The following is a 13,668-nucleotide window of genomic DNA, read 5'->3' as shown; positions in this document are numbered from 1 at the left end:
GTCTTACCGGAACGAGCACTCACGACCGTCAGGAACGCAGGCTTTCGGCGATCTGCACCGCCATCGGTGCGAGGCGCTGGGTCTCCTGCTGGGGATCGTCGACCCCACCGCGCGCGCTGAGCGTGGCGGTGGTTCGGCCGACCTTGAAGTGCAGGGTGTAGGCTTTCTTACCGACTTCCTTGATGCATACCGGGCCGTCGCCGATTCGCAAGCTCACCGGGATCGGCTTGATTCCCAGGACTGTGTCACGGCATTCGGCCTGCTGTCGCGTTTCGGCGCCGCGTTCGTCCTGCCAGTAGCTGGTTCCGAGCTTCGATTCGACGTAGTCAGGCGCGAGCAGCCCCTCATCCACGAGCGAGTGCCGAGTGCAGGAAGCGTCGATCCGGAACGCGACCGATCCATCGAACTCGCGCATGATCGAATCGCCTACCTGAAACACCGCCACCGCATGCGGTGCGGCGGGCTTGTGGAACGCCGCTTCCAACGCGCTCGGCGGGAGCGCGTCGCATGGGTTCTTGGCTCCCTCGTAGCCGCTGTTGTAGCTGGGCAGCCGATGCGGCGCCGGTCCCGCGAGCGTACGGCTCACCAGGGGGCCGCGTAGCGCCTCGGCGATGGCACGTCCGTCCCAGCCGGAGATGTCGCCAGTCGGGTCGTGGACTTGCGCCTCCACAATCAGATCCGGGCGGGATATTGTCGTGACCCACTGCTCGACCCTGTCATCGCGGTAGGTGATGACGTCGAACTTGCGGTCAGTGCTGATCGGGCCGTCCTCGGGATCTGGGCGGTTGGCCTCCATCTGCCTGTCGTCGGAGAAAGGAGGCTGATACATGTCCACCGAGACGCGCGCTCCGTTCGGGACCCCATAGGTGCAGCTGCTGGAGCGTGCCAGCGTGTCCTGCTTGACAATCGCCGGTGCGGGCACGTCTCCGTCGAAGTATTGGTGTATGACCACCAGCTCCGGTGTGATGGCGAGCCCGAGCTTCGGCAGTGCCTCCAGCGGAAGAATTTCGCAGGCGTCGTACAGCACAGTGCCGCCGTAGGTATGCGGCGTACCTTGTCCCGGTGACTGGGCGAAGACGGCGATCCTGTCTGGCCGCTTCGGTTGTTGCTGCGAGTCTTGCTGGCTGTTCGCCTCGCGGCTGGGCTCAGCGGTCGTGGGGTAGACACCGTTGGCGGCCAGGTCGCCGATACGGAGCCCAACGCCGACCACCAGCACCGCAACGACGGCAAGGACGATGTACGGCCATTTCCGCCGCTTCCGGGACGCCGGTGGCACCTGGCCCTGCTGTGGCGGGCCGTACCAGCCCGAAGGTTGATGAGGTCCCCATTGCGGATTTACTCCGGGTTGGGTCGGCACAGCATCTTCCCCTGTCTTGTGTGCCCATGATCGGCGGCAGTATAAGGACCGCGAATCGGGCACTGGATGTGTTTGTACAAAGTGCTAGCGGCATGTGCTCACGTCGGAGTTCATTCCTGGCTGCAAAGGGCTTCGACGACGTCTCGGGCGTCGGCGGTGAAGGCCTGGTCGAGGAAGTAGAGCTTGTCGGCGAGGTCGGTGAGCTGTCGCCTCGCGACCACGACTTCGACGCCGTCCTGGGTGATCGAGACCTCGTCGCGGACGAGCATCCTGACGATGACCTCGGCGCGTCGGTCGTCGGCCGGAATGTTCCAGCTTGCGCACATGTTTCTGCCCTCCCGGAGCGGAATTTCGTTTGCAACAACACTTTCCGGGGTCCCCGTTAGGGCACGCAAACATACTTTCGAGTGACTTGGGTTACGCGCCCCGCTGGCAACCGGTGATGGTGATCAGGGGAGGTCAGATCGATTCCGAAAGCGGGAGGATAGATGAACGGACGAGTCGGGGTCCCGGTCCGGGTCCGGAGGGTTTCCAGCGAGCTCCGCGAGCTGAGGCTGCGAAGCGGCCTGGGAGCGGAAGAAGTCGCTGGGGCACTGGGGTTTTCGATGAGCAAGCTGAGCCGGATCGAGAACGCCCAGCGGGGGCTCTACGCCGATGACGTGTCGGCGCTTCTGGGCCTGTACCGGGTCCCGGCAGAGCGACGCGATGAGCTGCTGAAGATCGTTCGCAGCGGTGCGAACCCGAACTGGTGGCAAGTACACGGTGGTCGCTTGCCAGTTCTGGACGACTTGGTTCGCTTTGAGAACGAAGCGGTGGCCTTCCGCAACTACGAGACGATGGTGATTCCAGGTCTGCTCCAGACCTCCGAATACACGGTGGCCATGTGCGAGGGCTCGGGCCGTGATCTCACCCCGGCAGAGGTTGACAGTTTCGTAGGCGAGCGGATGGCTCGCCAGACCCGTCTGCATGCTGCCAGAGCCAGGCAGTTCGAGTTCTTGGTCGAGCAGGGTTCGCTTGAGCGCCTCGTTGGTGGTGCGGGGGTCATGTATCGGCAGCTCAAGCAGTTGAACATCACGTCCAGTCGGGACAACGTGACTCTGCAGGTCTTGCCGTCGTCGCTGGGAGCGCACCCGGGTGTGGATGGACCGATTCTTCTTCTGGAGTTCAAGAACCACGAGGACCTTGTTCTCCTCGAAAACCGTGGCTGTACTTCGTATCTTGAGGAAGTTCAGCACGTCGTCGCGGCGAGAGCAGCCATTGAGCGGTTGCGCGAGATGGCGTTGACCCCCGAGGATTCGGCACAGCTCATCGCCTCTCTCGCTGATCGATTGACATGACTGGCAAGGAGCGGACAGTGGACTCTCTTGATCTTTCCGGGCTTCGATGGCGGAAGAGCACGCGAAGTTCGAGCTACGTCAACTGCGTCGAGGTCGCCTTCGCTGGACCCGTTGTGGCGGCCAGGGACTCGAAGGACCCCGCCGGAGGTGCGCTGCTTTTCGGTGCTGCGACCTGGGCTTCCTTTGTCGATGGCCTCCGCGTAGGGCGGTTCGATGCATAGACGGCCTTGATCCGAAACCCCTCGGCGGCATCCGGGTGTGAATTCACCCGGATGCCGCAGTCTGTCTTCGTCAACTCTCGCCTGCCTAGCCGCTCGCGTGCGCTAACGTTTGCCACGCTGGCAAGTGGATGACCGTCGCCCTCGTCGCGACGGCACGCGGACGAGGGGAGTTCAGCGGTGACTGCCGAGGGGGAAGATAACCAGGTCCAGTTCGACGCAACGGACCAGGCTTACATGCAACACCAGATGAACCAAGGCGGCTGGATCGCTCCGGTTGGCGCCCTCGCGTCCACTCTCGCGCGCGCGGCGGACAAGGCGGCCTTGGCCCAGTCTCAGTCTGCGGGCGGGGCGATGCGCATCGACCCCGACAAGGTCGATGAGATTGCTGGTTTCTTCGAAGCTGAAGCAGTGGAGCTTAGGAAGCGGCAGCGGAACATCTTCGACCTTTCGACCGTCGAGTCTCCCGGAGGCGATCCGGTCAGCACGCAGGCGAGTGTCCGCTATGGAGAAGTCGCGGCTGGTGATGACCGGGCTTATCTGGACAACTACCTGAAACTCGCCGAGGCCTTTGACGGCACAGCGGCTAACCTGCGGGCGAGTGCAAAGCAGACGCGCACTGATGATCAAAATTCTGCGGACAGCTTCGGAGGGAATCGTGCGTAAAAGGCTCGCCGTTGGTGCGGTCCTGGTCAGCATGTTGTTGGCCGGTTGCAGTGGTGGACCGACGGAGCCTCCGCGTACCACGAGCACAGGCTCGGCACCGTCTGAGCCAGCAGCGACCCAGTCCAATCGCACAGCGCAAGCGAAGTCACTGGATATCGCCGATCAGTGTTCGATCGTCACAGAATCACAGGCGAAGTCGCTGGGGGCTGATCAGCCGCCGGAGACTGGCGATTCGAACGGAAAAGCGGGCTGTGACTACCTACAGGGTAAGTCCGGTGGGGGTTTCATAGTTTTCGTGTCGGCTGACAAGAGCCAGACGATGCAGAAGTTCGCTGATTCGCGCAAGTCCAGTGTCCAAATGATCGACATTGCGGGTTACTCGACTGCGCAGGTCGGCAACAAGACGAACTGTCTTTTGGCGCTGGACGTTTCAGATCAGGGCTCTCTGTACGTGAACACCGTAGTGCCGTCCGGAACTCCAACTCCGTGTGATCTTTCCAAGCAGTTCGCTGAGACTGCTCTTAAGAATCTTCCCAATGCGTGAGGGGGCGAGGGATGACTGATACCCGGCAGATAGAGCCTTCAGATTTCGAGGGTGTTTCGCTGGACCAGATGCGTGAGTGGGTGGCCAACGGCACTCCCCAAGGCCTCTACAACAAGTCTGGGGGCTGGAAGACGGAGGACGAGTACCTTCGAGACCTCAAGACCCGCGTCGAGGACAAGCTGAAGATCGTCGGCGCTGTCATGCAGTCCGAGTCCGGTGAGGCCATGCAGAACCAGGCCATGCCGATTGTGCTCTGGACCGAGGTCACCGCCGACAACGCGCTTGCGCAGTCCCAGCTGATGACGGATCAGGGCGATGCGTTCATGAAGGTGCAGTCGTCAGTCCCTGGTAAGGGCGAGGAGCAGGAAGTTCCTGACGACTCCTGGATCGAAGAGGGCTGGGATACGTTCTGGACCGGCTCGACCGACGCCGAGGACGCCAAGGCGCACAACGAGAAGCTGCGCCAGGAGGCTGTGCAGGCGTTCCAGAACTACGACAGCGCATCCCAGAGCACCGTCGCCGCGAGCGCTGTGTTCACGCCGCCGCCGGACGGGGGCATGAACGTTGCCGTCACCGGGTCGCAGCACCCGCACGTCGGGAGCGTTTCGCAGGTTTTGCCGCGCAGCACCTCCAGTCAGTCGGCGACTCCGGTGGTGGCGGACAGGATGGGGCCGCCGGGGCCGGGCACCGGTACGTCCACCGGCCCCGCGAACACCAGCAGCAGCGGCTATGTCAGCAACACGAATCCCGTGTGGCAGCGGCCTGACACGTCCCGGACTCCCGGTCCGCAGCCGCGTGTTCCGGTCGCCGATGGTGGGCGGGGCTACCCCGGCGTGCCTGGTGGCCCGGGCGTGCCTGGTGGTCCCGCTGGTCGGCCCGGACTCGGCGGCGGTGCCGGCGCCGGTGGTGCTGGGGGCCGGGGTGGTCTCGGTGCCGGCGGTCGTGGGGCCGGCGGTCTCGGTGCCGGTGGCCGGGCCGGGATCGGTGGTCCCGGTAGCGGCGCTCCCGGGTCCGGTCCGGGTGGCGCTGGTGGTGCCGGTGGTCGCGGCGGTGCCGCGGGGGCCGGTGCGGCCGGTGGTCGCCCGCAGGGCAAGCAGGGCGAGGAGGACCAGGAGCACGAGACCCCCGACTACCTCGTCGGCGACCACGGCTTCTTCGACGACGACATGCCGAAGGTCGCGCCGCCCGTCTTCGGCGAGTGGGAACAGAAGTAATCAGCAAGCGATAACAGAAAAGCCGTGGGCGGCACCGGTTCGGTCCGGTGCCGCCCACGTACTGGCCTGGGGAGAATCCGGTGAAATTCGAGCTGTCGAAGCAGGCGTTCTACGAGGCTTGGAAGCACTTCAAACTGGGGACCAAGCCGTTGGCGCTGAACGTGCTTCCGGAAGGCATCTTGCAGTCCGAGCGCCGCGAGGCGCAACGGCGGGCACGGGAGGAACTGCGCGCGCTCGGGTTCGGCAACGAGATGCGGGAAGACGACATCTACGGCGTGTTCCTGCCGCTGCAGCGCTACGAGCGGGCCTTCGACGTCACCTTCAACGAGCGCAAGCCCGACGGTTCGAAGCGGGAGCTTTCCGGGCTGGTCGCCAACGTCCGGAACAACGCAACACTGGCGGTGCAGTCCGAGCAGGGCGTCCGGCTGCAGGCCTTGCCGGCCGACGCCATGGTCCGGGCCGCGCTCAGCGTGCTGCCCGACGACGTCAAGGCCGGGCCCGGGCGGGCCGTGTCGCTGCGCAGCGAGGCGATGGAGCAAGCCGCCAAGGCTGCCGGGAAGTCCGACCGCGCGATGGCGGAAGGCCTTGCGCGGCAAGGGATTCGGCGCGACGACGCGCGGACGCTGGTGGAGATGGCCAGCGGCGAACGCATCGCGTGGGCCCAGTTCGGTGCGTCCGTCATGGACGGCCAGGGCAAGCGGCACCGGGCGCCGATGGTCACCAACTTCTTCGCCACCGCCAAGGGCTGGTACCTCATCGAGAACAGCCGCCGCAGCGCGGAAGCCTGGACCACGGTCGCCCCGGTCGACAAGCAGCGCATGGCCACCCGGGTCCAGGGCCTCATGAAGACCCTCTGACCCGCCGGTGGGATCACAGTTTCAATTGAAACTGTGATCCCACCGGCGGCCTCAGGAAGCCCGTCGCTTGCACGAATCCCGCCGACCACGGGAATCCGGTCGGTGTGCGATTGGCGACTTACAGTCATCGTATGGCGTCCGCTGAGGTGCAACGCGGGTGGCGGGCCTCCCGGGAGTCGCGGTTCCTCCCGGCGACCGTGCTCGTGCTAATCGTCGCCGCAGCCGCCGCGCTGTTCGCCGGCTCCTACACCTTCGCGATGGCCAATCCGACGCCGCACAGCGTTCACGCTGCTGGGCCGGTGGGCGATGGTGCCGACCTGGGGCCTGCTGGTGCTGCTCGGCAACCCCTCGTCCGGCGGCGCGGTGTCCTGGCCGCTGCTGCCGTCCCCGCTGGGCCTGGTCGGCGCCTGGTTGCCGCCTGGGGCATCGGTGAACGCGATGCACACCGCCGTCTACTTCGGCGGCTACCAGCACGTCTTCGGCGTTCCTGGTGCTGGGCGCGTGGGCGCTGGCGTCCTGCGTCGTCTTCTGGGTCTGGGCCGACCGCAACCCGGGCGGTCGGCACGAGGCCTGAGCGTTACGGAACTTCCGCGTAGCGGAATTGTCGAGTTCTTGATCACTTCCCGGATGAGGGGCATTTCACCCCGGTTTGACCTGCGAGGACGCCCCCGGCGTGGCTCAACTGTGCGGAAATCGGACACATTCGAAGAGTTTTGGCCGAGATTAGTGCACTTCAGCGGCTTTGTTGGTAGTACTTGCAGCGGCCCCTTGCTCGTGCGCGCCTCGTACGAGCGGTACCAGTCGGGCCTGGGCGGCGAGCCGGATGAATCCTGCTCACGAAAACGGGGACCCAAGTGGAACCCGGCGGAGCGGACTCGGTACCGTCGCCCGCACCGATCAAGAGAAACCCCACATCACGGAGGACATGGTGGCCCTTCCCCAGCTGACCGAGGAGCAGCGGGCAGCAGCTCTGGAAAAGGCGGCTGCCGCCCGTCGCGCCCGAGCTGAGCTCAAGGAGCGCCTCAAGCGAGGCGGAACCACGCTGGCGGAGGTCCTGGAGACCGCCGACAACGACGAGGTCTTGGGCAAGATGAAGGTCTCCGCCCTTCTCGAAGCCCTTCCCGGCGTCGGCAAGGTCCGCGCCGCGCAGATCATGGAGCGGCTGGAGATCGCCAACAGCCGTCGGCTGCGCGGGCTGGGCGAGCGGCAGCGCAAGGCGCTGCTCTCCGAGTTCAGTGGCGAGTGATCGACGCACAAACCGGCGCTGAGCCGAGGACCGTCCGTCAGGGCGAGCCTCGGCTCACCGTCGTTTCCGGGCCCTCCGGCGTCGGCAAGTCCAGCGTGCTCAGCGAGGTGCGCAGGCAGGCCCCGGAGATCTACTTCAGCGTTTCCGCGACCACCCGAGTGCCCCGCGCCGGCGAGGTCGACGGCGAGCACTACCACTTCGTCTCCACCGCGGAGTTCGAGCGGATGATCGCCGCCGGCGAGATGCTCGAACACGCCCGCTACGCGGGCAACCTCTATGGCACCCCGCGCAAACCGGTCGAGGAGGCCCTGGCGGCCGGCCGGCCGGCCGTGCTGGAGATCGAGCTCCAGGGCGCCCGCCAGGTGCGGCAGGCGATGCCGGAGGCGCAGCTGGTGATGCTGCTGCCGCCGTCCTGGGAGGTGCTGGTGGACCGGCTCACCGGTCGCGGCACCGAGCCCGCCGAGGTGGTCGAGCGGCGGTTGGTGACCGCGCGCGAGGAGCTGGCGGCCGAATCGGAGTTCGACGCGACGGTCGTCAACGCCGATGTGCAGGCAGCGACCAGCGAATTGCTACGATTGATTCTTGGCCGCGAGCAGTGACCGCGCCTTTCGCGCTGAGCTAGCGCCGACCGCGCCACTGCCGCCCCAGCAGACATCCACGAGGAGCAGGAGCCACTCACGTGAGCACCCCTAGCGCGCTGGCTGCGCTCAACAGCAGCCCGTCGACCAACACCGTCGAGGGCATCACCTACCCGCCGATCGACGACCTGCTGGAGCAGGTCAGCTCCAAGTACGCCCTGGCGATCTACGCCGCGAAGCGGGCGCGGCAGATCAACGACTACTACGCGCAGCTCGGCGAGGGCCTGCTGGAGTACGTCGGGCCGCTGGTGGAGCCGGGCCCGCGGGAGAAGCCGCTGTCGATCGCGCTCCGCGAGATCCACGCGGGCGTGCTCGAGCACACCGAAGGCGAGTGACGACGGTTAACAGCGGTGCGGCCGCGCCGCAGGACCGCCCGCGGGTGGTCCTCGGCGTCAGCGGTGGCATCGCCGCCTACAAGGCGTGCGAGGTTCTGCGGCGGCTGACCGAGTCCGGGCACAGCGTCCGGGTGATCCCGACCGAGGCCGCGCTGCGGTTCGTCGGCGCGGCGACGTTCGAGGCGCTGTCCGGGCAGCCGGTGGAGACCGGCGTGTTCGCCGACGTTGAAGAGGTCCCGCACGTGCGGCTCGGGCAACAGGCCGACCTGGTCGTCGTCGCGCCCGCCACCGCTGACCTGCTAGCCCGTGCCGCGCACGGGCAGGCGAACGACCTGCTCACCTCGACACTGCTGACCGCGCGCTGCCCGGTGCTGATGGTGCCGGCGATGCACACCGAGATGTGGGAGCACCCGGCGACGCGGGACAACGTGGCGCTGCTGCGCAGCCGCGGCGTGGTGGTCGCCGAGCCCGACAGCGGGCGGCTGACCGGCGCGGACACCGGCAAGGGCCGGTTGCCCGACCCCGCCGAGATCGTCGACCTGGCCCGGCTGCTGCTGGCCGAACCGCGCGCGCTGCCGCGCGACCTCGAAGGCCGCCGCGTGGTGATCTCCGCCGGTGGCACGCGCGAGCCGCTGGACCCGGTGCGCTACCTCGGCAACCGCTCGTCCGGCCGCCAGGGCTACGCGCTCGCCCGGGTCGCCGCGCAGCGCGGCGCGGACGTCACGCTGGTCGCCGCGCACACCGCCGACCTGGTCGATCCGGCCGGGACCCGGGTGATCCGGGTGGGCACCGCCGAGGAGCTGCGGTCGGTGATGCTGGCGGAGTCCGACGGCGCAGACGTCGTCGTGATGGCCGCGGCGGTCGCCGACTTCCGGCCGGTGTCGCAGGTCGGGCACAAGATCAAGAAGACCGGTCAGGACCCGGAACCGCTGGCGTTGACCAGGAACCCGGACATCCTCGTCGAGCTCGTCGAGGCGCGGAACGCGGGCAAGCCGGCCGCGTCGGTGATCGTCGGGTTCGCCGCCGAGACCGGGGATCCGGCCATCAGCGCCCTGGAGCACGGCCGGGCCAAGCTCGCCCGCAAGGGCTGCGACCTGCTGGTGGTCAACACCGTCGGCGACGGGCAGGCATTCGAGGTTGAGGACAACGCGGGCTGGCTGCTGGGCGGCGACGGTACCGAGGAGCCGATCCCGTTCGGCGCGAAGTCACGGTTGGCGGCCACATTGTGGGATGCCGTGAACCGGCAGCTGCCCCGGCAGTAGGCTGACCTTGCACGCCGGGCCACCGCTGTGGGTCTTTTTACGCGAAGAAATCCAGGGAGAGTTGTGAGTCAGCAGTCGGACCTGCGCACCGGTCGCAGATTGTTCACCAGTGAGTCCGTGACCGAAGGCCACCCGGACAAGATCTGCGACGCGATCAGCGACTCGATCCTGGACGCGTTGCTGGCTCAGGATCCGCGCTCGCGGGTCGCGGTCGAGACGCTCGTGACCACCGGTCAGGTGCACGTCGCGGGCGAAGTCACCACCGACGCCTACGCGGACATCCCGACGATCGTGCGGGAGAAGATCCTGGAGATCGGCTACGACTCCTCCGCGAAGGGCTTCGACGGCAACTCCTGCGGCGTGAACGTCGCCATCGGCTCGCAGTCGCCGGACATCGCGCAGGGCGTGGATGTCGCGCACGAGTCCCGCGTCGAGGGCGTGATCGACGAGATCGCCAAGCAGGGCGCCGGCGACCAGGGCCTGATGTTCGGTTACGCCTGCGACGACACTCCGGAGTTCATGCCGCTGCCGATCGCACTCGCGCACCGCCTGTCGCGGCGGCTGACCAAGGTCCGCAAGGACGGCGTGCTGCCGTACCTGCGGCCGGATGGCAAGACCCAGGTGACCATCGAGTACGCGGGTGACCAGCCGGTGCGGTTGGACACCGTGGTGCTGTCGACGCAGCACGCCGCCGACATCGACCTGGAGTCGATGCTGGCCGTCGACATCCGCGAGAAGGTGGTCGGTCCCGAGGTGGCGAAGCTCGACCTCGACACCTCCGAGACCCGCCTGCTGGTGAACCCGACCGGCCGGTTCGTCGTCGGTGGCCCGATGGGCGACGCGGGCCTGACCGGCCGGAAGATCATCGTCGATACCTACGGCGGCATGGCTCGCCACGGCGGTGGCGCGTTCTCCGGCAAGGACCCGTCGAAGGTCGACCGTTCCGCCGCATACGCGACGCGGTGGGTGGCCAAGAACGCGGTCGCGGCGGGCCTGGCGAGCCGCATCGAGGTGCAGGTCGCCTACGCGATCGGCAAGGCCGCCCCGGTGGGCCTGTTCGTGGAGACCTTCGGCACCGAGAACGTCGATCCGGCGCGCATCCAGGCGGCGATCAACGAGGTCTTCGACCTGCGCCCGGCCGCGATCATCCGCGACCTCGACCTGCTGCGGCCGATCTACGCCCAGACCGCGGCTTACGGCCACTTCGGCCGCAACGATCTTGACCTGCCGTGGGAGCGCACGGACCGCGCCGAGGCCCTCAAGGCCGCCGCGAACGTCTGATCCTGCGCCGCATCGTCCGGAGGAGGCGCCCCCGACACCCCGTCGGAGGTGCCTCTTCGCCGTCCAGGGGTATCTGCGGTTTCAATTGAAACGTTTCAATTGAAACCGTGGGAGATCCGCTGGTGGTGGTTGTGGACCGCAATTTCAATGGAAATCGGACCTTCGATTTCCATTGAAATTGCGGGGTCCCCGGTGCCTACGCTTGGGGAGTGGGGCCGCCTCCGGTGGATCGCTTCGTTCCCTACGGCCCGTCGCACTGGGTGCTCATGGCGCTGATCGTCGTCGGGGCCGTCGTGCTGGTCGTGTTCGGGCGCCGGAACCGCGATCCGCGGACCGAGGTGGTGTTCACGCGCACCTTCGCAGTGGTGGTCGTGGCGTTCGATGTGGCGATGCTGGTCTACCGGTTGCTACCGTCGAATTGGAACATCGGTGAATCGCTGCCGCTGCAGCTCTGCGACCTAGCCTGGATCGTCGGTGCAGTCGCGTTGTGGACCCGTCGGCCGCTGGCCCACGCGCTCCTCTACTACTGGGGGCTGACGCTGACTCCGCAGGCGATGATCACGCCCGCGCTGGACGCCCCGGACTTCCCGTCGCCCGACTTCATCGAGTTCTGGGGCCAGCACCTGCTGGTCATCTGGGCTGCGGCCTACCTGACCTGGGGCGTCGGGTTGCGGCCGAACTGGCGCGGCTACTGGTTCGCCGCCGCGGTGACCCTCGGCTGGGGCGCGGCGATGCTGGTCTTCAACTCCTGGGCGGGCACCAACTACGGCTTCGTAAGCCGGAAGCCGGACAACCCGTCCCTGCTGGACGTGATGGGCGGCTGGCCCTGGTACCTGGCGGTCGAGGTGGTCATCGCGCTGGTCGCGTGGGCCCTGCTGACCTGGCCGTGGACCAGGACCCCGCGCAAGGTCGTGAGTGCGTGAACCGGTTCTAGCCCGTTCACGCACTCACGAGGGCATCGCGAAGCCCTGCTGGCGCCACGCCTCGTAGACCGCGACGGCCGTCGAGTTGGCGAGGTTCATCGAGCGGATGCCGGGGAGCATCGGGATCCGCACCTGCAACGTCGCCTCTTCGAGCACGTCCTCGGGCAGCCCGGTGGATTCGGGCCCGAACAGCAGCACGTCGCCTGGCCGGTAGGACACCGTCTCGTAGGAGCGCTCGGTCTTCGAGGTGAACGCGATGACCCGCTGCGGGTTCAGCGCTCGCCAAGCCGATTCGAGGTCGGCGTGCACGTGCAAGGCCGCACGGTCGTGGTAGTCGAGACCGGCCCGGCGCAGCTTCGAGTCCTCGACGGAGAAGCCGAGGGGTTCGATCAGGTGCAGCGCACAGCCGGAACCGGCCGCCATCCGGATCGCGTTGCCGACGTTGCCCGGGATCTCGGGATGGTAGAAGACCACGTGAAACACCCGAAATCGTTTCACACCGCGTCCGGCAATGACAGCCCGGGGAGGCTCCCCGCCCGTGGCGGGGGACGGTCGGTCACACCAGCCCGCCGGCGCGGACGTTCAGCTTCCGCGTCGATCGCCTGTCGCCGTGCATTCCGACGGGGGCCGCGCTTCGCGCCCCGCGAGCCTCCGGAAGGCGGCTTCGCCGCGTAACTTTGCGCGGGTCGTCACGGCGGTGTTGTGGGCATATCGCGCGCGGGTGCGGGTGCATGCCGCCCGCGGAGGTCGTCGTTCAGCGGTGCCGCCGCCGCGGCCCGCCGCCGCGCCGACCGCTTCGCCCTCGCCGGTCGCGACCGATCCGATCGCTAGCGCAACTCCCATCAAATAGCCTCAATAGAGGCTGATTTGGCGGGTTCTGGTTGAGGCGAACGGACCGTTTGCCTCGTCTATCGAGGTGAACAGTCCGTTCGCTTCAACCAGATTGGCGAGGCGGAACCAGAGGTCGCTCCCGTTGGGGCTGTCTGTGGAACCTTCAGGTAGAACGAACCCCAAATTGGGTTCTATAGCGCCGAAAAGTGCTCACGGGTCCTGAGCAGCCCGAATCCGTCTCGCCGTGGTGAGTCGCGCCGGGTGGTCTTGACAGTGCCCGAAGGTGTCGCGTTGGTCGGGCTGGACCAGCTGTGGCCTGCGGTGCTCTCGCTGCCTGCGCTGGCGCTCGGCGCGGTGCTGAGCCGGTTCGTGCACCACCGCCTCGACGGCCCGCTGATGCGGCTACTGGTGCGGCTGTTCGCGATCGCCTCCGGAAACAGCAGCACGACGCCAATCGGTACGCCGCGGGCCTGCAGGCGCTCGGTCGTCGGGTCGTTCTCGTCGGGTTCGACGACGATCGTGCCGTCGATGTCCAGGGAGTCCAGCGGCGGGTCGGACTCCACCGGCGGGACCAGGACCAGCGCGAACCCGTGCAGCAGCGAGGTCTCGGCGGCGGCCGCGGCGACCTCCATGAAGAAACCCAGCCGGGACGGGCCGCCAGCCACCGCGACCGGCATCGACGACACCAGGCCGATGGTCCGGGACTGGCCGTGGCGCAACCGTTGCGCGCGGAGGCTCGGGTGGTAGCCGAGCTCGGCGGCGACCTTCGCCACCCGCTCCCGCGTCCGCGGATCGACCTTGCCGATCCCGTTGAGTGCGTGGGATTCCGTCGTCCGGGACACCCCGGCCGCCCGTGCCACGTCGGCGATCGTCGGTCGCACCGCTCCCGGCATCACCATCTCCTCAAGCTCGGACACCCGGCGGATCTTGCCCGACCGGGCCGATGTTTGGCCAGACCA

The 13,668-nt window shown here is 67.3% G+C and carries 17 protein-coding genes; 12 read left to right on the top strand and 5 right to left on the bottom strand.

Annotated elements, in window-relative coordinates; translation table 11 throughout:
- Positions 1 to 28: 28 nt before the first annotated feature.
- Positions 29 to 1,216 (bottom strand): hypothetical protein, encoded by a 1,188-nt coding sequence (locus ACRXBZ_RS09580; protein WP_433878792.1) that lies wholly within the window; start codon positions 1,214 to 1,216, stop codon positions 29 to 31.
- Positions 1,217 to 1,467: 251 nt separating this feature from the next.
- A complete protein-coding gene (locus ACRXBZ_RS09575; protein WP_433878791.1) occupies positions 1,468 to 1,683 on the bottom strand; it encodes a hypothetical protein in 216 nt (71 codons plus the stop codon).
- Positions 1,684 to 1,845: 162 nt separating this feature from the next.
- Here ACRXBZ_RS09575 and ACRXBZ_RS09570 point away from each other — a divergent pair, with 162 nt between their 5' ends.
- The 6 genes from ACRXBZ_RS09570 to ACRXBZ_RS09545 all read left to right on the top strand — a co-directional run bounded on the left by ACRXBZ_RS09570 (position 1,846) and on the right by ACRXBZ_RS09545 (position 6,193).
- On the top strand, positions 1,846 to 2,694 hold the full coding sequence (locus ACRXBZ_RS09570) for a helix-turn-helix domain-containing protein (RefSeq protein WP_433878790.1): 849 nt from the start codon (positions 1,846 to 1,848) through the stop codon (positions 2,692 to 2,694).
- Positions 2,691 to 2,915: a DUF397 domain-containing protein gene (locus ACRXBZ_RS09565; protein ID WP_433878789.1), complete on the top strand. Its 225-nt coding sequence runs from the start codon at positions 2,691 to 2,693 to the stop codon at positions 2,913 to 2,915. Before ACRXBZ_RS09570 ends, ACRXBZ_RS09565 begins: the two co-directional genes overlap by 4 nt.
- Positions 2,916 to 3,092: 177 nt before the next feature.
- Positions 3,093 to 3,578 carry a hypothetical protein gene (locus tag ACRXBZ_RS09560; RefSeq protein WP_433878788.1) on the top strand — a complete coding sequence of 162 codons (486 nt, stop codon included), beginning with the start codon at positions 3,093 to 3,095 and terminating at the stop codon, positions 3,576 to 3,578.
- A complete protein-coding gene (locus ACRXBZ_RS09555) occupies positions 3,535 to 4,122 on the top strand; it encodes a DUF3558 domain-containing protein (RefSeq protein WP_433878787.1) in 588 nt (195 codons plus the stop codon). The genes ACRXBZ_RS09560 and ACRXBZ_RS09555 overlap by 44 nt, the downstream gene beginning before the upstream one ends.
- Before the next feature lie 11 nt (positions 4,123 to 4,133).
- Positions 4,134 to 5,336 (top strand): hypothetical protein, encoded by a 1,203-nt coding sequence (locus tag ACRXBZ_RS09550; protein ID WP_433878786.1) that lies wholly within the window; start codon positions 4,134 to 4,136, stop codon positions 5,334 to 5,336.
- 80 nt (positions 5,337 to 5,416) lie between these two features.
- Positions 5,417 to 6,193 carry an ESX secretion-associated protein EspG gene (locus tag ACRXBZ_RS09545; protein WP_433878785.1) on the top strand — a complete coding sequence of 259 codons (777 nt, stop codon included), beginning with the start codon at positions 5,417 to 5,419 and terminating at the stop codon, positions 6,191 to 6,193.
- A 206-nt stretch (positions 6,194 to 6,399) separates the two neighbouring features.
- On the opposite strand, the gene ACRXBZ_RS09540 is transcribed toward ACRXBZ_RS09545, so the two are convergent.
- Positions 6,400 to 6,639, bottom strand: a complete 240-nt coding sequence (locus ACRXBZ_RS09540) for a hypothetical protein (RefSeq protein WP_433878784.1) — start codon at positions 6,637 to 6,639, stop codon at positions 6,400 to 6,402.
- Positions 6,640 to 7,121: 482 nt separating this feature from the next.
- Here ACRXBZ_RS09540 and mihF point away from each other — a divergent pair, with 482 nt between their 5' ends.
- The 6 genes from mihF (at position 7,122) to ACRXBZ_RS09510 (ending at position 11,878) form a co-directional block, all read left to right on the top strand.
- Positions 7,122 to 7,439 carry an integration host factor, actinobacterial type gene (gene mihF / locus ACRXBZ_RS09535; protein WP_168589747.1) on the top strand — a complete coding sequence of 106 codons (318 nt, stop codon included), beginning with the start codon at positions 7,122 to 7,124 and terminating at the stop codon, positions 7,437 to 7,439.
- A complete protein-coding gene (gene gmk / locus ACRXBZ_RS09530) occupies positions 7,436 to 8,038 on the top strand; it encodes a guanylate kinase (protein WP_168584546.1) in 603 nt (200 codons plus the stop codon). The genes mihF and gmk overlap by 4 nt, the downstream gene beginning before the upstream one ends.
- An 80-nt stretch (positions 8,039 to 8,118) precedes the next feature.
- A complete protein-coding gene (rpoZ, locus tag ACRXBZ_RS09525) occupies positions 8,119 to 8,412 on the top strand; it encodes a DNA-directed RNA polymerase subunit omega (protein WP_168584545.1) in 294 nt (97 codons plus the stop codon).
- Positions 8,409 to 9,674, top strand: a complete 1,266-nt coding sequence (gene coaBC / locus ACRXBZ_RS09520; RefSeq protein ID WP_433878783.1) for a bifunctional phosphopantothenoylcysteine decarboxylase/phosphopantothenate--cysteine ligase CoaBC — start codon at positions 8,409 to 8,411, stop codon at positions 9,672 to 9,674. Before rpoZ ends, coaBC begins: the two co-directional genes overlap by 4 nt.
- A 99-nt stretch (positions 9,675 to 9,773) precedes the next feature.
- A complete protein-coding gene (gene metK, locus ACRXBZ_RS09515) occupies positions 9,774 to 10,955 on the top strand; it encodes a methionine adenosyltransferase (RefSeq protein WP_433883836.1) in 1,182 nt (393 codons plus the stop codon).
- A gap of 224 nt (positions 10,956 to 11,179) precedes the next feature.
- A complete protein-coding gene (locus tag ACRXBZ_RS09510) occupies positions 11,180 to 11,878 on the top strand; it encodes a YwaF family protein (protein WP_433878782.1) in 699 nt (232 codons plus the stop codon).
- 24 nt (positions 11,879 to 11,902) lie between these two features.
- On the opposite strand, the gene ACRXBZ_RS09505 is transcribed toward ACRXBZ_RS09510, so the two are convergent.
- Positions 11,903 to 12,361, bottom strand: coding sequence for a tRNA (cytidine(34)-2'-O)-methyltransferase (locus ACRXBZ_RS09505; RefSeq protein WP_433878781.1), 459 nt, complete (start codon positions 12,359 to 12,361; stop codon positions 11,903 to 11,905).
- 539 nt (positions 12,362 to 12,900) lie between these two features.
- Positions 12,901 to 13,626, bottom strand: a complete 726-nt coding sequence (locus ACRXBZ_RS09500) for a LacI family DNA-binding transcriptional regulator (RefSeq protein WP_433878780.1) — start codon at positions 13,624 to 13,626, stop codon at positions 12,901 to 12,903.
- Between the last annotated feature and the right edge of the window lie 42 nt (positions 13,627 to 13,668).

The sequence above is a fragment of the Saccharopolyspora hattusasensis genome (assembly GCF_050972075.1).
Taxonomy (GTDB): Bacteria; Actinomycetota; Actinomycetes; order Mycobacteriales; family Pseudonocardiaceae; genus Saccharopolyspora; species Saccharopolyspora hattusasensis.
The sequence above is the reverse complement of the archived record's forward strand: the minus strand, read 5'-3'. Positions and strand labels throughout refer to the sequence as shown.